Source organism: Curtobacterium citreum (genome assembly GCF_006715175.1).
Taxonomy (GTDB): domain Bacteria; phylum Actinomycetota; class Actinomycetes; order Actinomycetales; family Microbacteriaceae; genus Curtobacterium; species Curtobacterium citreum.
Genome location: NZ_VFMQ01000001.1, coordinates 839,069 through 858,835, shown reverse-complemented (window position 1 = coordinate 858,835; position 19,767 = coordinate 839,069). Strand labels below are relative to the sequence as shown.

Annotated in this window: 21 protein-coding genes and 1 pseudogene; 12 read left to right on the top strand and 10 right to left on the bottom strand. The window is 72.1% G+C overall.

The features are described from left to right. The first annotated feature begins 138 nt into the window (after nt 1–138). From FB462_RS04205 to FB462_RS04190, 4 genes are all read left to right on the top strand, one after another. Nucleotides 139–1,029 carry a glycosyltransferase family 2 protein gene (locus FB462_RS04205; protein ID WP_308423699.1) on the top strand — a complete coding sequence of 297 codons (891 nt, stop codon included), beginning with the start codon at nt 139–141 and terminating at the stop codon, nt 1,027–1,029. Next, on the top strand, nt 1,026–1,673 hold the full coding sequence (locus tag FB462_RS04200; protein WP_058740578.1) for a TIGR04282 family arsenosugar biosynthesis glycosyltransferase: 648 nt from the start codon (nt 1,026–1,028) through the stop codon (nt 1,671–1,673). The genes FB462_RS04205 and FB462_RS04200 overlap by 4 nt, the downstream gene beginning before the upstream one ends. Further along, the gene (locus FB462_RS04195) at nt 1,670–2,332 is read left to right on the top strand and encodes a methyltransferase domain-containing protein (protein ID WP_114850160.1); all 663 of its coding nucleotides are present in this window, start codon (nt 1,670–1,672) and stop codon (nt 2,330–2,332) included. Before FB462_RS04200 ends, FB462_RS04195 begins: the two co-directional genes overlap by 4 nt. Before the next feature lie 159 nt (nt 2,333–2,491). Continuing rightward, nucleotides 2,492–2,737, top strand: a complete 246-nt coding sequence (locus tag FB462_RS04190; RefSeq protein WP_114850161.1) for a hypothetical protein — start codon at nt 2,492–2,494, stop codon at nt 2,735–2,737. A 99-nt stretch (nt 2,738–2,836) separates the two neighbouring features. Here FB462_RS04190 and FB462_RS04185 read toward each other — a convergent pair whose 3' ends face one another. From FB462_RS04185 to FB462_RS17625, 5 genes and pseudogenes are all read right to left on the bottom strand, one after another. Then, nucleotides 2,837–3,196: a contact-dependent growth inhibition system immunity protein gene (locus tag FB462_RS04185; protein WP_167510004.1), complete on the bottom strand. Its 360-nt coding sequence runs from the start codon at nt 3,194–3,196 to the stop codon at nt 2,837–2,839. 44 nt (nt 3,197–3,240) lie between these two features. Further along, nucleotides 3,241–3,834, bottom strand: coding sequence for a contact-dependent growth inhibition system immunity protein (locus tag FB462_RS04180; protein WP_141860364.1), 594 nt, complete (start codon nt 3,832–3,834; stop codon nt 3,241–3,243). A gap of 550 nt (nt 3,835–4,384) precedes the next feature. Continuing rightward, nucleotides 4,385–4,708 (bottom strand): contact-dependent growth inhibition system immunity protein, encoded by a 324-nt coding sequence (locus tag FB462_RS04175; RefSeq protein ID WP_141860362.1) that lies wholly within the window; start codon nt 4,706–4,708, stop codon nt 4,385–4,387. Beyond that, on the bottom strand, nt 4,705–4,914 hold the full coding sequence (locus FB462_RS17200) for an RNase A-like domain-containing protein (protein ID WP_229666966.1): 210 nt from the start codon (nt 4,912–4,914) through the stop codon (nt 4,705–4,707). Before FB462_RS17200 ends, FB462_RS04175 begins: the two co-directional genes overlap by 4 nt. A gap of 101 nt (nt 4,915–5,015) precedes the next feature. Further along, nucleotides 5,016–5,519, bottom strand: a pseudogene (locus FB462_RS17625) (DUF6177 family protein); the annotation flags it as partial. Between the two features lie 103 nt (nt 5,520–5,622). Between FB462_RS17625 and pgm the strand changes: the two are divergent. Further along, nucleotides 5,623–7,242: a phosphoglucomutase (alpha-D-glucose-1,6-bisphosphate-dependent) gene (pgm, locus tag FB462_RS04165; protein WP_114850166.1), complete on the top strand. Its 1,620-nt coding sequence runs from the start codon at nt 5,623–5,625 to the stop codon at nt 7,240–7,242. A gap of 201 nt (nt 7,243–7,443) precedes the next feature. After that, on the top strand, nt 7,444–9,903 hold the full coding sequence (locus tag FB462_RS04160; RefSeq protein ID WP_141860358.1) for an MDR family MFS transporter: 2,460 nt from the start codon (nt 7,444–7,446) through the stop codon (nt 9,901–9,903). 63 nt (nt 9,904–9,966) lie between these two features. Here FB462_RS04160 and FB462_RS04155 read toward each other — a convergent pair whose 3' ends face one another. Together FB462_RS04155 and FB462_RS04150 are read right to left on the bottom strand one after the other, a co-directional pair. Then, a complete protein-coding gene (locus FB462_RS04155; protein WP_141860356.1) occupies nt 9,967–10,836 on the bottom strand; it encodes a DNA-methyltransferase in 870 nt (289 codons plus the stop codon). Nucleotides 10,837–10,926: 90 nt separating this feature from the next. Then, a complete protein-coding gene (locus FB462_RS04150) occupies nt 10,927–12,288 on the bottom strand; it encodes a hypothetical protein (protein ID WP_141860354.1) in 1,362 nt (453 codons plus the stop codon). 116 nt (nt 12,289–12,404) lie between these two features. Between FB462_RS04150 and FB462_RS04145 the strand changes: the two genes are divergently transcribed. After that, a complete protein-coding gene (locus tag FB462_RS04145; RefSeq protein WP_114850170.1) occupies nt 12,405–12,689 on the top strand; it encodes a GNAT family N-acetyltransferase in 285 nt (94 codons plus the stop codon). A gap of 6 nt (nt 12,690–12,695) precedes the next feature. Here FB462_RS04145 and FB462_RS04140 read toward each other — a convergent pair whose 3' ends face one another. The 3 genes from FB462_RS04140 to FB462_RS04130 all read right to left on the bottom strand — a co-directional run bounded on the left by FB462_RS04140 (nt 12,696) and on the right by FB462_RS04130 (nt 15,105). After that, nucleotides 12,696–13,025: a hypothetical protein gene (locus FB462_RS04140; protein WP_141860351.1), complete on the bottom strand. Its 330-nt coding sequence runs from the start codon at nt 13,023–13,025 to the stop codon at nt 12,696–12,698. A 72-nt stretch (nt 13,026–13,097) separates the two neighbouring features. Then, a complete protein-coding gene (gene lplAB / locus FB462_RS04135; RefSeq protein ID WP_141860349.1) occupies nt 13,098–14,147 on the bottom strand; it encodes a lipoate-protein ligase LplAB in 1,050 nt (349 codons plus the stop codon). A gap of 88 nt (nt 14,148–14,235) precedes the next feature. Further along, nucleotides 14,236–15,105 (bottom strand): alpha/beta hydrolase, encoded by an 870-nt coding sequence (locus tag FB462_RS04130; RefSeq protein WP_141860348.1) that lies wholly within the window; start codon nt 15,103–15,105, stop codon nt 14,236–14,238. An 87-nt stretch (nt 15,106–15,192) separates the two neighbouring features. Here FB462_RS04130 and FB462_RS04125 point away from each other — a divergent pair, with 87 nt between their 5' ends. From FB462_RS04125 to FB462_RS04105, 5 genes are all read left to right on the top strand, one after another. Beyond that, nucleotides 15,193–16,338 carry an inorganic phosphate transporter gene (locus tag FB462_RS04125; protein WP_114850174.1) on the top strand — a complete coding sequence of 382 codons (1,146 nt, stop codon included), beginning with the start codon at nt 15,193–15,195 and terminating at the stop codon, nt 16,336–16,338. Nucleotides 16,339–16,347: 9 nt separating this feature from the next. Beyond that, a complete protein-coding gene (locus FB462_RS04120) occupies nt 16,348–16,617 on the top strand; it encodes a hypothetical protein (protein ID WP_114850175.1) in 270 nt (89 codons plus the stop codon). Between the two features lie 44 nt (nt 16,618–16,661). Then, nucleotides 16,662–17,603, top strand: coding sequence for an acetamidase/formamidase family protein (locus tag FB462_RS04115; RefSeq protein WP_141860347.1), 942 nt, complete (start codon nt 16,662–16,664; stop codon nt 17,601–17,603). Between the two features lie 321 nt (nt 17,604–17,924). Beyond that, nucleotides 17,925–18,344, top strand: coding sequence for a MarR family winged helix-turn-helix transcriptional regulator (locus FB462_RS04110; RefSeq protein WP_114850177.1), 420 nt, complete (start codon nt 17,925–17,927; stop codon nt 18,342–18,344). Continuing rightward, nucleotides 18,341–19,687: an MFS transporter gene (locus FB462_RS04105; protein WP_167510003.1), complete on the top strand. Its 1,347-nt coding sequence runs from the start codon at nt 18,341–18,343 to the stop codon at nt 19,685–19,687. Before FB462_RS04110 ends, FB462_RS04105 begins: the two co-directional genes overlap by 4 nt. Nucleotides 19,688–19,767 lie beyond the last annotated feature (80 nt).

The following is a 19,767-nucleotide window of genomic DNA, read 5'->3' as shown; positions in this document are numbered from 1 at the left end:
ACTCGGCCCCGCCCCGCCCAGCCCGGCCACCAGGCCGTCCCCCGAACGCGTGCCGGGACAGCCGCAACACGCGCACCGCCACGCCCGGGGGACACGAATCCTGTACCCCGCGACGTTGCATCGTGTTACGTCGAGGGCATGCACCCCGAGCCGACCGACGCCCCCGACCCCGCCGAGGACGCGACGCGCGCGGCGGACGCCCCGACCCGTCGATCCGGCGTCCCGCACCGAATGGGCGGCATGGACGTCGACGTGATCCTGCCCTGCCTGGACGAGGCCGACGCGCTCCCGCGCGTGATCGGCGCGCTGCCCCCGGGCTACCGGGCGATCGTCGTCGACAACGGCTCGACGGACGGCTCCGCCGACGTCGCCCGCGCGCACGGCGCGACCGTCGTCACCGAACCGGTCAAGGGATTCGGCTCCGCGTGCGCCGCCGGCGTCGCCGCCGCGACCGCCGAGTACGTCGCCTTCTGCGACGCGGACGCCTCGATGGACCCCGGCGAGCTGCCCGCGCTCGTCGCCCGCGTCGCGGACGGCCGCACCGACCTCGCCCTCGGCCGACGCGTCCCCACCACGCGTGGCGCGTGGGCACCGCACGCCCGGTTCGCGAACCGGGTGCTCGCCGTCCTGATGCGCCGCGCGACCGGGTACCGCCTCCGCGACCTCGGCCCGATGCGCGTCATGCGCCGCGCCGACCTGGTCGCGCTCGACCTGCAGGACCGCCGCAGCGGCTACCCGCTCGAGATGGTCCTGGCCGCACACGCGGCCGGCTGGCGCGTCGACGAGTCCGACATCGGCTACGCGCAGCGCGTGGGCGACAGCAAGGTCACCGGCACGCTGCGGGGCACCGTCAACGCGGTCCGCGACATGTCGCGCCTGCTGCGCGAGTACAGCCGGGAGGCACGTCCCCGGACCGTCGCACCCGGTCCCCTCCGGCGGACGGCCGGGTCCACGGCCCCCACTGCTCCCGCCAGCACATCCGCCAGCACCACCGCCACCGCCACCGCCACCGAGGGAGCACGCTCATGACCGACGTCACCGTGGTCGTCGTGGCCAAGGAGTGCCTGCCCGGCAAGGTGAAGACCCGGCTGACGCCGGCCCTGACGCCCGAGGGCGCCGCGCGCGTCGCCGCGGCCTCGCTCGCCGACACGATCGCGACGGTGCGTGCGCTGCCCGCCGCGCGTCGGGTGCTGCTCTACGACGGCATCGTGCTGCCGGAAGGCACCGACGACTTCGAGGTCCTGCCGCAGGTCGGCGGCGGCCTGGACGAGCGACTCGGGGCGATGTTCGACGCGATGAGCGGTCCGACGCTCCTGGTCGGGATGGACACCCCGCAGGTCTCGGCGGCGGACCTGTCCCCCGTGTTCGACGACCCCGACCGGGACGCGTGGTTCGGTCCGGCCGAGGACGGCGGCTTCTGGTCGCTGTACCTGCGCGATCCGGACGGGGCCCTGCTCCGCGGTGTGCCGATGTCGCAGGACGACACCGGGGCCGTGCAGCGGTCGCGACTGGCCGACGCGGGGCTCGACGTGGGCCTGCTCGAGACCCTGCTCGACGTGGACACCGTGCCGGACGCCGACCGCGTCGCCGCGCTCGTGCCCGACTCCCGGTTCGCCGCGGCCCTGCGCGACGAGACCCTGACCGAACTCGCCGAGTGCGGAGGTACCCGATGACGATGCACGACACCGTGACCTTCGGGGCCGGCGGCGGCGAGCCGTACGCCCGGGCCCTGCGCACCGACGGCAGCATCCGGCTCACGGACCCCGAGCGCCCGGACGTCACCGTCACGATGGACGTCGGCCGCTGGAACGCCGCCGCCGACCGGGTGGACCGGTCGCTGCTCGACGGTGCGGACGGCCCCGTGATCGACATCGGCTGCGGCCCCGGGCGGATGCTCGTCGCCGCACGGACCCTGGGCATCCCGGCGCTCGGCGTCGACGTCTCGGCCGAGGCCGTCGCGATCGCCCGACGCTCCGGCGGCACCGCGGTGCAGGGCTCGGTCTTCGACCCGATCCCGAGCGAGGGGCGCTGGGACACCGCACTCGTCATCGACGGGAACATCGGCATCGGCGGGGACCCCGTCGCCCTGCTCGCCCGCTGTGCCGCGATCGTGCGCGACGGCGGCCGGGTGGTCGTCGAAGCGCACGCGGACCCGGCCGCTGACCGCGCGTTCACGGCGCACGTGGTGGACACGGACGGGAACCGCAGCGCGGCCTTCCCGTGGGCCGAGGTCGGCATCGAGGCGCTCCTCGAGCACGCGGAGGCCGCCGGGCTGCGGCCGCGCCAGAGCTGGACCGCCGAGGGCCGGACGTTCTGCGAGCTCGTCGCCTGATCCCTGATCTTTCGTCGTGTTGTCTTGCGTCGTGTTGTCTTGCGTCGTGTTGTCTTGCATCGTGCAACACACGGGCGTAGGGTCTGGGTACCAGCCGACGGCGTCGTGACCGTCGGACCTGGCGGCGCACGAGCCTCGGCACGACGACGAGGAGCACCCGTGCAGAACCGACAGAACCCCCTCGGCGGCGCGTACGTCTCCGGTCTCGAGACCCGCGACGAGCTCGGCGCCTACGCGGTCGAGGCCGCCTGGCGTCCGATCGGCAGCTACACCGGCACCGGAGCCGGCCGCACGCTCGGCCGCTTCGTGGACGTGCAGTCCCGACGCCCGGGCACCGCGACGAGCTCGAACCGGACCGTCACCGGCTCGCTGCGCACGGCCACGGGGTCCTTCCGCACCGCCTGAGTGCGAAGCGGACCCTTCCCGCTCCGCAGCCCGCGGGAGGGGTCAGCCCGGTGCGGGATCAACACGCTGCTGGGGAGTGCGCCGAGCTCTCGCAGGCGCTCAGGCGTCACGGGCATCGATGAGCCCTCGCACGTGTCGCCGCAGGTCCCCGAGCCACTGCACCGGGGTCCGCCCGGTGTCGAGCGACGGGTCGAGGCCGGTGCCGATCGTGTCGAGCAGCCGCTCGATCGCGTCGTCGGTCGGGTACTCGGCGGCGATGGCGCCGAGTTCGGCGTCGATCTCCTCGAGCTCGCCGCGGTTCATCCGTCCGAACGCGTCATCGTAGAGGCGCTCCGCCGTCTCGTACTCGTCGCGCCAGTCGACGGTGCAGTACGCACCCATCAGGGTCCAGGAGTGTGGGTACTGCTTCGTCAGCGATTCGAGGTCCACGAGGTCTACTGGGCTCACGTCGTCGGGCACGAGGTGTCGACCTCGGAGGAGGGGAACGGGCGAGCCACTCCCGGTCAGGCGGCGAGCTCCTGCTCGATGCGGTCTGCCACCTTCCGCAGCCAAGCGCGGTCGTCCAGCCCGTCGTCCTCGGGCACGTAGTTGCAGTCCAGTTCGACCAGCCGCCCGCCGAGCGCCGCCGCGTCGGGCAGCGCCTCGTCGAGGTCACGCACGTTGGTCAACAGCGCGCGCTGCTCGTCGGGTGAGCTGATCGCCAGGAAGTGCTCCAGCGCGTCCGGTCCCCCGTACGGTGCGTCGGCCCAGTCTTGGTGGAAGTAGGCACCGACGAAGTCGTCGAACGCGGGGAAGTTCGTCGCCGTGATGCTGGCCGGCGCCGGGTACGCTGTCAGGATCGTGTAGCCCGACGGCCGGTCCGGCGCCGCGGTCAGGACCACGCGCACGGCATCGAGGTCATGGATCGTGCCGAACGGCATCCCACGCCCCGTGACACCGCCTGGGACCGCGAAGACCCGGAGCGGCTTGGGGCAGTCGTCGGCGACCCATGCGCGGATGCGCAGGTGGTTGGCATCGAGGCCGGCCGCGACGATCCGGTCGGCCTCGTCGGTCCCGCCGGTGAACACCGAGGTCCCGGTCCTGACGCTGTGCGGCACGATGTGCTCCTTCTTCGTGGTGGAGTGGTGTGGATCTTCGTCGCTGCCGGGATCAGCCGTCTGCGGGCAAGGAGGCATGGGCATGGATGCCGACGTCCGGAGCGAGGTGAGGTCGGTCCCCGAGGACGCTCGTCAAGTGCGTTCCAGACGCTCGACGAGCGTGTCCAGCCAGCGTTTCGGCGACAGCCCCAGGTTGCGCTCGGGCGACAGCCCGGTTCCGACGTACCGCAGGAACTTCCGCACTGCGTGATCGTCGGACAGTTCCTTCTGCAGGACCTTGGCCTGCTCGGCCCAGTCATTCCGAGCGTCAGCGGTGAGACCGTCGAACGCGTCGGCGTACGCCGCTTCGACGTCGGCATGGTCGAGCTCCCAGTCGTAATTGAGGTGTGTCTCCTGTCATGTGTGCGCAACGCTCTCCGCTCGCGACTGCCCCGCTCGTTGACGCAGTCGTCGCTCCCCGTCATCCCATCTCCCCGATCGGGTACGACGTCAGAGCGACGACGGAGGAACAACGGATGCACCGCGCGGCGAAGTCCGGGGCCGTCGTGGCTCACTTCGACTGCTGGATCCTACGGACCAGGGACCGCGGCCAGTCAGCGAGCGGCACCCCGAGGTGCAGACTGGGTGCGAGCCCGGATCCGACGAGGTTCAGGAACTCCTGGACTTCGGTCGCAGACGTCAGCTCCCGCGCGAGAACCTGCGCCTCACGCTCGTACTCGGCTCGTGCTTCGGCACCGAGATCGTCGAACACCGACGCGTAGGCGGCCTCAGCGTCCTCGTGGTCCAGGTCCCAGTCGTAGTTGAACACGGCTCCGAGGAGATTCCGGACGTGCGGGACCTTTGCGATGAGTGCCCGTCGCTCGACGTCGTTCACTTCTCCACCGTCGCCTTCGGATAGCTGGTGATGACCCGGTACGGTGGCTCGCCGCCCGGGGTCCAGCGAAGCACGACGCGAACCACGGTGTCGTCGTTCATCGGCGGGACCCGACCTGGTTCGTATCCGCGGCCCACGACACGATCCGCCGGCCAGTCGAATCCTTCGGTCGATGTCGGCTTGCCCGTTCCCTGGTCCGAGCGCAACCACTCCTGGATTGCACCGTGGTTGAAGTCCAGGTTGTTCGCGACCAGCCGGTCGACGTCAGCTCGGACTGCGGGTGGCGACCCAGACCCGCCGACCGGAGGCCCGCCTGCAGTCCGTCACGCAGGCCGCGCAGGTCTTCGACCGTGACCACGACACCGAGGGTCTCGAACACCGACCGCGGGCCGCGCTCGACGACGAGCAGCCCGCCGACGCCCCGGTCGGCACCGCCGACGACGAGCGTCGTCGGCGCGGGGGAACGACGTTCAGCGACCTCGGTCAGGGCCGCCGGGGTGAGCGGCGCGTCGCCCTCGTACCGCGACCACGACGGTCGTCGGCCGAGGGCCGCGAGGAAGCGTTCCGACGCGGGACCGAGCAGGGTGCGCGGCGACGGAGCGTGCTCGACCGTCAGGTCGACGTGGAGGAGGTCACCGACCGGCGCGCCCGCGTCCCCCGCTGCCGCCGCCGGCCGCCACCGCCACCCGTGCTCCGCGAGCAGGTGGAGCGCGGGCCACGACAGCACTGCGCCCGGTGGGGTCTCGACGACGCGTTCCCCGCGGTGTCCCAGCCGAGCCGCGAACGCGGCGTCCGCGCGGACGATCGTCATCGTGCTCTCCCCCGTCGGGCCACGGTCCGTGGTCCCGCGATCAGCCTACGCAGCCCGCCGTCACCCTCGGACACCTCCATCGGGCTGGTGCCAGGATGGGGACATGAACGACCGCGCCGGCACCCCCGCGACCGCAGACGACCTCGTCGACCTCGACGCCCTCCTGGCGGCCTACCACGAGCGCGTCCCGGACGTGTCGATCCCCGAGCAGAAGGTGGTCTTCGGCACCTCGGGTCACCGGGGCTCCTCGCTCGACACCGCGTTCAACGACACCCACATCGCCGCCATCACGCAGGCGATCGTCGAGTACCGGACGCAGCAGGGCACCGACGGGCCGCTCTTCATCGGCCGCGACACGCACGCCCTGTCCGCCCCCGCCGAGCAGACCGCGCTGCAGGTGCTCGCCGCGAACGGCGTCCGGGTCCTCGCCGACGCCCAGGACGGCTTCGTCCCGACGCCCGCGCTGAGCCACGCGATCATCGCGTACAACCGGGCGGGCAACACCGACACCGCGGACGGCATCGTCATCACGCCGAGCCACAACCCGCCCCGCGACGGCGGCTTCAAGTACAACCCGCCGCACGGTGGCCCGGCCGACAGCGACGCGACGTCCTGGATCGCCGACCGCGCGAACGCGATCATCGCCGGCGGCAACGCCGAGGTGCGACGGCAGGACGCGACCACGGCGGAGGGCTACGACTACCTCGGCTCGTACGTCGCCGACCTCGAGCACATCATCGACATCGACGCGATCAAGCGCGCCGGGGTGCGGATCGGCGCGGACCCGCTCGGCGGCGCCTCGCTGCCGTACTGGGAGCGCATCCGCGACCACTACGGGCTCGACCTGACCGTCGTGAACCCTGAGGTCGACCCCCGGTGGGCGTTCATGACGCTCGACTGGGACGGCAAGATCCGGATGGACCCGTCGAGCGCGAGCGCCATGGCGTCCGTGGTGGCCCGCAAGGACGAGTTCGACGTCCTGACCGGCAACGACGCCGACTCCGACCGCCACGGCATCGTCACGCCCGACGGCGGCCTGATGAACCCGAACCACTACCTCGCCGTCGCGATCGAGTACCTGTACGCGCACCGGCCCGAGTGGCGTGACGACGCGGCGATCGGCAAGACCCTGGTGTCGTCGAGCATCATCGACCGGGTCGCCGAGTCGCTGGGTCGGCGCCTGTGGGAGGTCCCGGTCGGCTTCAAGTGGTTCGTCCCGGGTCTGATCGACGGCTCGGTGGCGTTCGGTGGCGAGGAGTCCGCCGGGGCGTCGTTCCTGCGCAAGGACGGCACCGCGTGGACGACCGACAAGGACGGCATCATCCTGGCGCTGCTCGCGTCGGAGATCATCGCCGTGACGGGCAAGACGCCCTCGCAGCTCTACACGGAGCTGACCGAGCGGTTCGGCGCGCCCGTGTACCAGCGCGTCGACGCCGCGGCCAGCAAGGAGCAGAAGGCCCGCCTGTCGAAGCTCGACGGGGACGCCATCACGGCCGACACCCTGGCGGGCGACCCGATCACGGCGAAGCTGTCGAAGGCCCCGGGCAACGACGCGGCGGTCGGCGGCGTGAAGGTGGTCACCGACCGGGCGTGGTTCGCCGCGCGCCCGTCCGGCACCGAGGACGTCTACAAGATCTACGCCGAGAGCTTCGTCGGGCAGGAGCACCTGGAGCAGGTGCAGCGCGAGGCCAAGGAGATCGTGGACGCGGCGCTCGGGGCGTAGTCCCAGCCCGCTGGTCCCCCGGGAGGCGTCGTCGGATCCGTCCGACGGCGCCTCCTCCACATCCCGCAACCACCCTGCCGATGTCCACAGGAACGCCGTCGGTGGGAACAACTGGCTTGCGCCGGTTGTATTTTTGCAGCGAGCGCAACCTTCGATCACCGGGACGGTCGCGCACGCACCAGCACGGGAGACCCGAAGCACATGACCCAGACAGCGACCGCACCTGCGGCTCCCACGACGTCCTCGAACGCCGTGATGAACCACCGGCAGATCCTGCTCGTCATCTACGGACTGATGGCCGGCATGTTCCTCGGTGCCCTCGACCAGACCATCGTCGGCACGGCCATCCGCACGATCGGCGACGACCTGCACGGGCTCGACCAGCAGGCGTGGGTCACGACGGGGTACCTCATCGCCTCGACCGTGACGACCCCGATCTACGGCAAGCTCTCCGACATCTTCGGCCGCCGACCGCTGTTCCTCACCGCAATCGGCATCTTCATCGTCGGGTCGCTCGCCGCGTCGTTCTCGACCTCGATGCTCATGCTCGCCGGCTTCCGCGCACTGCAGGGCCTGGGCGCCGGTGGCCTGATGTCGCTGCCCCTCGCGATCATGGGCGACATGCTCGCCCCGCGCGAGCGTGCGAAGTACCAGGGCTACTTCCTGGCGGTCTTCGGCATCTCGTCGGTCATCGGCCCGCTCGTGGGCGGGCTGTTCGCCGGGGCCTCGCAGATCCTGTTCATCAACGGCTGGCGCTGGGTCTTCCTGATCAACGTGCCGGTCGGCGTCGTCGCGCTCGTCATGGTGCTGACGTTCCTGCACCTGCCGAAGTTCGGCGACCGCGGCAAGCCCCGCATCGACTGGTGGGGCGCGATGCTCGTCATCGTCACCCTCGTGCCGCTGCTGCTCATCGCCGAGCAGGGGCGCGAGTGGGGCTGGGACTCCCCCGGCGCCATCGCCTGCTACGCCATCGGCGCGCTCGGGCTCATCGCGTTCGTGATCGTCGAGCGCTCGATGGGCGACGACGCGATCCTGCCGCTCAAGCTCTTCGGCTCGCGGGTGTTCTCGATGGCTGCGGTGCTGAGCGTCCTGGTCGGCTTCGGCATGTTCGGCGCGATGCTGACCATCCCGCTGTACCTGCAGATCGTGAAGGGCGTGACCCCGACGGAGTCCGGCTTCGCCATGCTCCCGATGGTCCTCGGCCTGATGATCTCGTCGATCGCCTCCGGCCAGATCATCTCGCGCACCGGCAAGTACCAGGTGTTCCCGGTCACCGGCACGGCGTTCACCGCGATCGGCTTCACGGTCCTGACCTTCCTGACCGCCGACCGCCCGCTCTGGTTCCTCATGCTCGGCATGTTCGGCATCGGGCTCGGGCTCGGACAGCTCATGCAGACGCTGACCCTGGCGGCGCAGAACTCGGTGAGCCCTCGGGACATCGGTGTCGCGACGAGCGCGGCGACGTTCTTCCGGCAGATCGGCGGCACCATGGGCACCGCGGTGCTCCTGTCGGTCCTGTTCACGCTGATGCCGACGAACATCACCGGCGCGATGCAGAACGAGTCGACGCTCAAGCCGGCCCTGACCGCCGCCCTCACGCCGTCGGTGGCGAACGCCTCCGAGAACAAGGGCGTGATGGACCAGATCTGGTCGAAGATCGTCCGTCCTGTCCAGCAGAACGTGCAGAGCGGGCTCGACGAGGGTGCCGCCGCGGCCAAGCAGGCGGCGGACCAGGCGGTCACGCAGAAGGTCACCGCGGCCGTCCAGCAGCAGGTCGCCGCCGGCGCCGTGCCCGCATCGGCCGCCGACAGCGTCATCGCCCAGCAGGTCGCGGCCGCGAAGCCGCAGGCCGAGCAGCAGGCGCTCGAGACGGTCGCGTCCAAGGCGAACGCCGAGGTCGTCGACGGCACGGTCCAGGTCGACTACAGCAACGCCGACCAGCGCAGCGCCGTGGTGGACGAGGTCGCCCCGAAGCTCGTCGACCAGCTCAAGAAGGGCAACACGGCGGCGAGCTCCGGAGCCGGATCGGCCACGAGCGACACCTCGTTCCTGAACGGCGCCGACCCGCGGCTCACCCGTCCGTTCCTCGTCGGCTTCAGCAGCTCCGCCGTCGTCGTCTACTGGGTCGGCCTCGCGGTGATCCTGCTCGCGTTCGTCCTGACCTGGTTCTTCCGCGTCCCGCCGCTCCGCAAGGTGTCCGCCCTGCAGGAGCAGGCGAACGCCGCCAAGGGTGCCGCCGGCGGCAACGGCACCGACCAGTTGTCCGCCGACGCCCAGCGCGCGGCCGCGAACACGGGCTCGCTCGTGTCCCCGGACACCGGTTCGATGCGGACCGTGCCCGTGTCGCCGGACGTCGCGGCGAGCCCGCAGCCCCGGAGCGCCGCATCGGCCGTCGGGGCGGGCGCGACCGGCGGGACGGCCACCGCGGTCGCGGACCGGGCCACCGACACCCGTGCGCCGCTGCCGGACGCGACGACGCACGGTGCGCACGCCGCGGCGGCCCCGGTCGACGAGCCGGCCGCCACCACGGGGACGATCCGCACCCACCCGGCCCACGCGGCCGGGACCGGCGAGGCGGACGCGGGCCGTCCCTCCAGTCCGACCGCTCCCACCGGACCGGAGACCGAACCGCACCCGAACCACGGACGCCACTCTGCGTAGCGGTCCACGGGACGGCACGAGGGGCGGGTGCGACGCGACGGCGTCGGACCCGCCCCTCGACCGTCAGGCCCCGGTGCCCTGCTGCTCGACCGCCGCGCCGGGCAGTCGCCGGCGCATGACGTCGACGGCGACCGGGTTGTGGTCGACCAGGACGAAGCGCCGACCGAGCGCGTGGGCGACGGCGCCGAGCGTGCCGCTGCCGGCGAAGGAGTCGAGGACCCAGTCGCCCTCGCGCGAGGACGCCTGCACCATCCGGCGGAGCACCCCCTCGGGCTTCTGCGTCGGGTAGCCGGTCTTCTCGCTCCCGGTCGGCGAGACGATCGTGTGCCACCAGACGTCCGTCGGGAGCTTGCCGCGCGCACGCTTCTCGGGGGTGACGAGTCCCGGCGCCATGTACGGCTCGCGGTCGACGGCCTCGGAGTCGAACCAGTACCGCTCGGGGTCCTTCACGTAGACCAGGATCGTGTCGTGCTTGGTCGGCCAGCGCGACCGGGACTTCGCGCCGAAGTCGTACGCCCAGATGATCTCGTTGAGGAACGCGTCGCGGCCGAACAGCGCATCGAGCAGGACCTTGGCGTAGTGGGCCTCGCGGTAGTCGAGGTGCAGGTAGAGGGTGCCGTCGTCCGCGAGCAGGCGCCAGGCCTCGAGCAGGCGCGGCTCGAGGAACGACCAGTAGTCCTCGAACCGGTCGTCGAAGCGCATCAGGTCGCCGCGGACCCGCTCGTACGTCCGCCCCCGGAAGCCCGTGATCGTGGACGGTGACCCGACGTCGCGCTGCACGGCGGTCACGGCGTGCCGACGCTGCTTCCGGCCGGTGTTGAACGGCGGGTCGAGGTACACGACCGTGAACGCCCCGTCGGGCAGCGTCGGCGTGACGTCGAGGTTCTCGCCGAGCACGACCAGGTCGGGGCTGCGGTCGTCGATGGTGCGCACCGGACCATCCTCCCCGACCCGAGGCGGGCGCCGGTGCCGGTGTCGGTGCTGCGTGCCGGAGCCGTCGCCGGGCGGCGGTGCCCGCGCCGGTCAGGAGTTGGTCGCGGACCCCGGCTGGTCGGACGCCGTCCGGCAGGTCACCGCTCCGGCGTGCACGTCGGATGCGTGCTCCGTCCCCCCGACGAACACGTCGGTGGCCTTCCCGGCGTGCAGCGGCGTGACCACGGCGACGTCGTGCGGCTTCGTCAGGGACCCGACCGCCGCGTCGACGGTGAACTGCACGGCCGCGGCGGCGCAGTCGGCGGAGGGCGTGACGGCGAACGCCACGCAGTCCTCCTCGTCGCACCCGTCGGGGACGTCGGCGTCGGCCACGGTCGTGTCCTCGTGCTGGGTCGCCGTCACGCGGTCGCCGTCGGTCTCGCCGCCGGTCGCACAGGTCACGTCGACGATGTCCGAGGCTTCTTCGTCGTAGTTCTCGACCAGGACCAGCGGGACGCCCTTCGTCAGGCTGACCGTGCGCTCCTCGACGCGGCTCGGCTGGTCGTCGTCCGCCGAGGCGAAGAACCCGACCGTGACGATCGCCGTGCAGCTGTGGTCGCTCGTGATCTCCCACGGGTCGCAGGTGGTGGTCCCCGGGGTCATGTCGCAGGTGGCCTCCCACTCGTCGTCGGCGGCCAGCCAGTACGTCTTGATGCTGCCGTCGTCGGACGCCCAGCCGGGCTGCGGGGCGTCGTCCCCGCCCGACGCCGACGGGTCGTCCGCGGACGGGCCGCTGCCGTCCGTGCTGGACGCGGCGGACAGCTCCTGCCCGACGGAGTCGACGGCGGGGACCGCAGCCACGAGGGAGCCGCCGAGCAGCACCAGAGCCGCGGCACCGGCGGTGAACCCCGCGACCGTGTGCAGCGCCCTGGGCAACGCCCGGGACGGGGCACCCTCGGTGAAGGGTCGAGCGGCGGGGATCGACCACGCCTCGGCGTCCCAGGCGCCGAGCGCCTCGTCGGCGGTCGCACCGGGGTGTGCCTGTGCGGCGCGCGCGGGGAGCTCCGCCGCCCGACGCTCGGCCGCCCAGGCGCGGACCTCCGCGACGGCATCGATCACGGCGTCGCCACGACGGACCACCCCGACGACCCAGAGCGCGGCACCGGCGACGAGCGTCGGGAGCGCGAAGACCGCGGGCAGACCGAGGACCGTCAGGACGGCGACGGCCACGGCGGACGCGACGGTTGCCGCCGCACCGACGTTCAGCACGACCGTGCCGGATCGCGGGAGACGCCGGCGCATCGATCGGGTGAGCGCCCAGAACAGCCACCCCGCGGGCGCCGGGGGCACGTCGGCGGCCGGGCTCCACCCGGCGGCGGGCTCGGTGCCCTGGTACAGCTCGACCCACTCGGGCGAGGGCGTGGGCCACCCGGGCGGGGTCCGGAAGCGCAGGGGCGGTGTCTGGTCGTGCACGAGGTGACAGTAGTGCGTTCCGGGAGCGGTCACAGCCCCGCGTTCGGGGATCGGCGGGAGCACTGCGCGGGACCGCAGCCGGAACGTGGTCAGGGCCGTGGCGTAGCGTCGCCCGCATGGCATCACCCGAGGTCCGGAACGACACCGACGCGCAGCAGTACTCCCTGGTCGAGGACGGCGAGGTGATCGGGTTCGCCGCGTACGAGGTGGAGGGCGACGAGATCCGCTTCACCCACACCGAGGTCGACCCGGCACACCGAGGTGGTGGTCACGCGTCGATCCTCGTCCAGCACGCGCTGGACGACGTGCGCGAGGGCACACGACGGGTCGTCCCGCTGTGCAGCTACGTCAAGGCCTGGATCGAGCGGCACCCGGACTACCAAGAGCTGACGACCCGCTAGTCGGGGTCAGTAGCTGCGGTCGAGCGTGCCCGGACGGGCCTCGTGCCGTCCGGTGTGCCCGACCGCGGGGACCTTGATGAGCACGCTGCCGCTGAGCAGGTCGTGGTCGTCGTCGGCCGGCGTCGGGGCTTCCCGGGGCAAGCGTGACTGCCGTTCGTACTCGGACTGGGACTCGTGCCGTGTCGGCGCGAAGACCTCGTCCATCATCGAGATGGCGCCGCCGGATCCGCCCGAGCGAGTGGCCTTGTTCGACAGGTCGATCCACCCCAGGCGATCGGCGATCCACATCACGACGACCGCTGCGGCCACCGCCCCCATGAGGATCAACCAGTTCACGTGCCCGACGGTACGTCAGCCGGGCGGGTGACACCTCCGCCGCGCGGATGATCCCGTGGATCGGACGGACGATCAGGGGACCCGCTCGAGCCACTCCCGCGTGTCGAACTTCGTGTGCACGAGCTCCTGCGCCCGGGCCCGCTCGGCCTCGGTCACGTGTCCCTCGTGCGCCCCGTACAGCTTCGTGAACGTGCCGATCAACCGGTCGATGATCTCGGCGCGCGTCAGCCCGGTCTGCGAGCGCAGCGGGTCGACCCGCTTCGCCGCCGAGGTCGTCCCCTTGTCGCTCATCTTCTCGCGCCCGATCCGCAGGACCTCGACCATCTTCTGGCCGTCCATGTCGTAGCTCATCGTGGCGTGGTGGAGCAGCGCCCCGGTGCCGAGGCGCTTCTGGGCCGCCCCGCCGATCTTGCCCTTCGTCGAGGTGATGTCGTTGAGCGGCTGGTAGTACGCCTCGATGCCGAGGGACTTCAGTGCCTCGATCACCCACTCGTCCAGGTAGGCGTACGAGTCCGCGAAGGTCATGCCCTGCACGAGGTCGGTCGGGACGTAGAGCGAGTACGAGATGATCGCACCGGCGTCCATGAACATCGCGCCGCCGCCGGAGATGCGGCGGACGACCTGCACGCCGTACTTCTCGGCGCCGGCGGGGTCGACCTCGTTCTTGAGGGACTGGAACGACCCGATCACGACCGCGGGCTGGTCCCACTCCCAGATGCGCAGGGTCGGGCCGCGGCGTCCGGCGCCGACCTCCTCGGTCAGGACCTGGTCGAGCGCGAGGTGCTCGTTCGGGCTGATCGGTCCCTCGTGGACGATCTCCCAGTCGTACTCCTGCCACGTCGACGCCCGTGAGAGCGCGCGTCGGACGGCCACGCCCACGGACTCGGGCGTGAAGCCGAGCAGGACGGCGTCCTCGGGCAGCGCGCCGCGGACCGCGGCGGCGATGCCGGCCGCGTCGGTGGTCGCGGGCAGGCCGGTCACGGCCTGGTCGATCAGCGGGAGGGCGTCGTCGGGTTCGAGGAAGAAGTCGCCCGCCAGGCGGAACTCCTGGATGCTCCCGTCGACGACCTCGAGGTCGACGACGACCAGCTTGCCTCCGGGGACCTTGTACTCACCGTGCACGGGACGAGCCTACGCCCGCCACGGATCGGACTGGAGGATCGTGGCAGGCCCGCCACGAGCCTCCCGTCCCATCCCGTGTCCGGTCGCGTCAGCGACCCACGTGCCGGTCGAGCCACGCGACCAGGTCGGCGACCACCTCGTCCCGGTTCGTCTCGTTGTAGACCTCGTGCCGCGCCCCCTCGTAGACGTGCACCTGCACGTCCGACAGTCCGCCACGGCGGCGGTACGCCTGCGCGAGCCGCTCGATCGAGCGGGGGCCGCCGAGCGTGTCCTCGGACCCGACCTGCAGCAGCACGGGCAGGTTGTGCGGGATGCGGCGCCGCGGGACCCCGAGCAGCCGGAGGGTGTCGCGGAGGCCGAAGAGCTGCAGCACGTCCGCCTCGACCGCGAGCGGGTCCGCCGCGATCGCCTCGATGATCGCCCGGTCGCGGCTGATCCACTCGTAGCGCGTCGGGCCGGAGCCCGCGTGCCGGGCGTTCAGGTCGCCGCTGTTCATCCAGCCGGGCAGGCGGTACGCCGTGGCGGAGAGCACGACCCCGTCGTACGCGGCGGACGAGGTGTTCACGATCCGCTGCGCCATGAGCGAGCCCCACGAGTGCCCGAGCAGCACGAGCGGCAGACCGGGGTCCTGCTCGCGCGCGACCGCGGTCATCTGCTCGACCACGGCGATCGCGGCCCGCAACCCACCGGGTCCGAGCCGGCCGAGCTGCGCGTGGTCGCCGTCCCACTGCCCCAATCCCGTGCGGCCGTGCCCGCGGTGGTCGTTCGCGTGCACGGTCCACCCGGCGCGGACGAGGTCCTGCGCGAGCGCCTCGTACCGGAGCGAGTGCTCGCCGACGCCGTGCGCGATCTGCACGATGCCCCGCGGCCGTCCCGCTCGCCACGTGGAGTAGACGATCTCGACGCCGTGCGCGTCGGTGAACGAGGCGTCGCCCCGGGCTGCGGAGAAGGTCGGCACGGGTGCATCCTCGCAGACCGTGCAACCCGCGCGCGTGTTCACCCGGCGTTCACGCAGCGGGTCCCCGGCGGGCCTACCGTCACCGCCATGGACGTCCTCGTCACCGTCGTGCTGGTGATCGTGGTGGCCCTCGTGTTCGACTTCACGAACGGCTTCCACGACACCGCGAACGCCATGGCCACCTCGGTCGCCACCGGAGCCCTGAAGCCCCGGACCGCCGTGCTCATCTCCGCCGTCCTGAACGTGGTCGGCGCCTTCCTGTCCACCGAGGTCGCGAAGACGGTCTCGCAGGGCATCATCCGCGAGGGCCAGGACGGCATCCAGATCAGCCCGACCATGATCTTCGCGGGACTCGTCGGCGCGGTGCTCTGGAACCTCGCCACCTGGTACTTCGGGCTGCCGTCGTCGTCGACGCACGCCCTGTTCGGCGGGCTCATCGGCGCGTCGATCATCGGTGCCGGGCTGCACTCGGTCGACTGGGCCACCGTCGTGTCGAAGGTCGTGCTGCCGGCGCTCCTGTCGCCCGTGATCGCGGGCGTGATCGCCCTCGTCGCGACGTACCTGGCGTACACGCTCACGAAGAACGCGACCACGCACGGCGCCGCCACGGGCTTCCGGCACGGGCAGACGATCTCGGCGTCGCTGGTGTCGCTCGCGCACGGCACGAACGACGCGCAGAAGACGATGGGCGTCATCACGCTGACCCTGATCGCCGCGAACTACCAGCCGTCCGGCACCGGTCCGGCGCTCTGGGTGATCCTGGCGTGCGGGTTGGCGATCGGCCTCGGCACCTACACGGGCGGCTGGCGGATCATGCGCACGGTCGGCAAGAAGATCTCCGACGTGCAGTCCCCGCAGGGCTTCGCTGCCGAGACGAGCTCCGCGGCGACGATCCTGGTGTCGTCGCACCTCGGGTTCGCGCTCTCGACGACGCACGTCACGAGCGGCTCGGTCATCGGCTCCGGCCTCGGCAAGAAGCTCGCCGACGTGCACTGGTCGGTGGTCGGCCGGATCGTCGTGGCGTGGGTGATCACGCTCCCCGCCGCCGCGGTCGTCGGTGCCCTGGCGACCCTGGTGGCCTCGACGAGCACGATCGGCCTGGTGGTCGTCGCGGTGCTCGCCCTGGTCGGGGGCCTCGGCTTCTTCTTCCTCGCGCGGCGGAAGCCGATCACGAAGGACACCGTCAACGACGAGCAGCCGACGGAACCCGCTTCCGCCTCGGTGTCGGCCTAGGGAGCGACCGTGTCCATCGACTTCAGCAGCATCGGGATCGTCGCCGGCGTCGGGTTCGTCGCCGCGGTCGGCGTCGTGCTCGTCTACACGCTCGGCCTGCGACTGCTCGGGACCGGGCAGCCCGTCGACGCCGCCGGCGAGCGCACCGAGTACCGCGACGAGACCCCGCGGTCCGGGCACACGCCACCGGCCGCCCTCGCCGGCGCCGTGGTCTGCTTCGCGGTGTGCGCCGCTGCCGTCCTCTACGGGATCTGGCTGACGATCCCGCAGTTCCACTGAGTCCGCTGAGTCCACTGGGGCGGGGCGGCTGGGAGGATCGTCCGGTGACCTCCCACCGCCTCGATGCCTCGCTCGACACCGCCGTCGACGTCCTCACCGCCGAGCGCGCCCCCGTGCTCCGCGCCGTGGACGGCGACACCGTCACCGTCCGGACGCTGAGCGCCGCCGGGTACACGAGGCGCCTCGCGTCGCCCGGCGCCGATGCACCGACCCTGCTCGACGCGCGGCGCGGGCACTGCCTGGTCGGCCCGATCGCGGTGACGGGCGCCCGCCCCGGACAGGTCCTGGCCGTGCGGTTCGACGCGCTCGTGCCGGACGACTGGGGCTACACCGGGTCCGGTGGGATCGACACGGAACTGAACCGGGCGCTCGGGCTCGCGGACCCGGCGTCCCGCGGTCCCCTGCTCTGGGACGTCGACGCCGCCGCGGGCACCGCGCGCAACCAGCTGGGGCTCGGCGTCCGCACGGCGCCGTTCCTCGGCGTCGTGGGGCTCCCGCCGGAAGCGACCGGGGAGCACTCCACGATCCCGCCGCGGCCCCTCGGCGGCGGCAACGTCGACTGCCGCGAGCTCGTCGCCGGGTCGACGCTGTTCCTGCCGGTCACCGTGCCGGACGCGATGCTGTCCGTCGGCGACGGCCACGCCGCGCAGGGCGACGGCGAGGTGTCCGGTACCGCGGTCGAGTGCGGGATGACGACCACGATGACGCTGTCGCTCGTCGACGAGGTCCCGGTCGCCGGCATCCACGCGGACACCCCTGCTGGACGGATCACCTTCGGGTTCGACGCGGACCTGAACGCCGCGACGACGACGGCGCTCGACGGGATGGTCGACTGGATCGCCGGGCTGTACGACATCTCCCGCGCCCAGGCGCTCGCGATGGCGAGCGTCGCCGTGAGCTTGCGGGTGACCCAGGTCGCGAACCGCACCTGGGGGGTGCACGCCCTGCTCCCCCACGACGCGATCACCGGTCCGGACGCTCACTGACGGCGCGCCCGACAAGCGCTGACGGCGCGTCCGACGCGCGCTGTCGGCGCGTCCGACGCGCGCTGTCGGCGCGTCCGTCACCACACGGTCGGACGGGAGGCGCGGGTCAGGTCGGCGGACCCGCGCACCCGACCCGTGCCTCCAGTCCGGCGGTTCGAGCCCATCGCGCCTGTCATGGGAGACCGATCCGCGCGTTGGGTGGCAGAAGTTCCGACGTCCGATGCGCGATTCGTCCTCCGACGGGCGGAACGGCATCCCACGCGCGGATCGACCTCGGGGCAACCAGTTCGTTCGCTGAACTAATGAGGTAGGCTAACGGCCGTGCCCGACTCCTCCCTCGCCACCGACCTCCGCATCGCCGTGAACCGGCTGTCGCGGACGCTCCGCGCGCAGAAGGCCGACGCGAGCATGCCGGACGCACACTTCTCGGCACTCGCCCGGCTGCACCGCGAGGGCGCGATGACCCTCGCCGAGCTGAGCCGCCAGGACGGGGTGACGCCCCCGTCGATGACGAAGTCCGTCGCTGCGCTCGTCGAACGGGGCCTCGTGTCGAAGTGCGGCCACGGCGACGACCGCCGCAAGGTGCTGCTCTCGGCCACCCCGGCTGGGTCCGCCTTCGTGGAGGAGACCCGGCGCCGCCGCGACGACTGGCTCACGCCGAGGCTCGGCGCACTCACCCTCGACGAACGCCGCACCCTGGCCGCCGCCACCGACGTCATGAGGAGGCTGGCCCAGCAGTGACCGCCATGTTCCGTTCCCTGGCCGCCCGCAACTACCGCATCTGGTTCGCCGGCGCGCTCGTGTCCAACGTCGGCACGTGGATGCAGCGCACCGCGCAGGACTGGATCGTCCTCACCGAGCTCTCCGACAACGACGCCGTCGCGGTCGGCATCACAATGGCCCTGCAGTTCGGTCCGCAGCTACTCCTCCTGCCGTTCACCGGACTCGTGGCCGACCGGTTCGACCGGCGGAAGATGCTCATGCTCACCCAGGGCCTGATGGGGGCACTCGGCCTGGGACTCGGCGTCATGGTCCTCACCCACACCGCCACGCTCTGGTCGCTGTACGGCTTCGCGCTCGCGCTCGGCATCGTCGCCGCGTTCGACACCCCGATCCGACAGGCCTTCGTCTCCGACGTGGTTCAGGGCGAGCACGTGGCGAACGCCGTCGCGCTGAACTCCGCGTCGTTCAACGCAGCGCGGCTGATCGGCCCCGCGGTGGCGGGCGTGCTCATCGCCGCGATCGGCTCGGGATGGGTGTTCGTCATCAACGCCGGCTCGTTCCTGGCGGTCCTCGTCGCGCTGCGGTTCGTCGACCCCGCACAGCTCGCCGACCGACCTCGTGCAGGGCGCGGCAAGGGCCAGATCGTGGCGGGCTTCCGGTACGTCCGGACCCGGCCGGACATCATCGTCGTGCTCTGCATGATCTTCGTCGTCGGTACGTTCGGCGTGAACTTTCCGATCTTCACCTCGACGATGGCGCGCGTCGAGTTCGGCAAGGGCGCCGGTGAGTTCGGCCTGCTCAACTCGGTGATGGCGATCGGCTCGGTCGCCGGTGCGCTCCTCTCCGCCCGGCGGGACCGCCCGAGGATGCGCACGCTCGTGATCGCCTCGGCCGGGTTCGGGCTCGCGTGCACCGCGGCCGCCCTCGCCCCGACCTACTGGTCGTTCGCCGTCGTGCTGGTGTTCGTCGGCCTCGCCTCGCTGACGTTCATGACGACCGCGAACGCCCTCGTCCAGACCACCACGAAGCCGGCGATGCGCGGCCGCGTGATGGCGCTCTACATGGCGATCTTCGCGGGCGGCACCCCCATCGGCGCACCGATCGTCGGCGCCGTCGCGGATGCCTGGGGGCCACGGTGGGCCATCATCGTCGGTGCCGCGTCCGGGTTCGTCGCGCTGGCGATCGCCCTCGTGTGGCTCGTCCGGTGGGAGCGCTTCCGGGTCCGGTACGACGCCGACAACCGCCTGCACCTCGCGATCACGCACGCGATCCCCGTGGTCGGGACGCGCGCGTCGCGCGCCGCGATCCGGCGGGACCTGGAGCGCGACGAGGCGGTCGCGGACCGCTCGAGCGCCGTCTGACCCGCGGGTCCGGCAGGACCCGCGTGCGCTGGTCGCGCTGAGCGGGCAGGACGCGCCGCCCGTCGTCCGCCGAGCGGGCG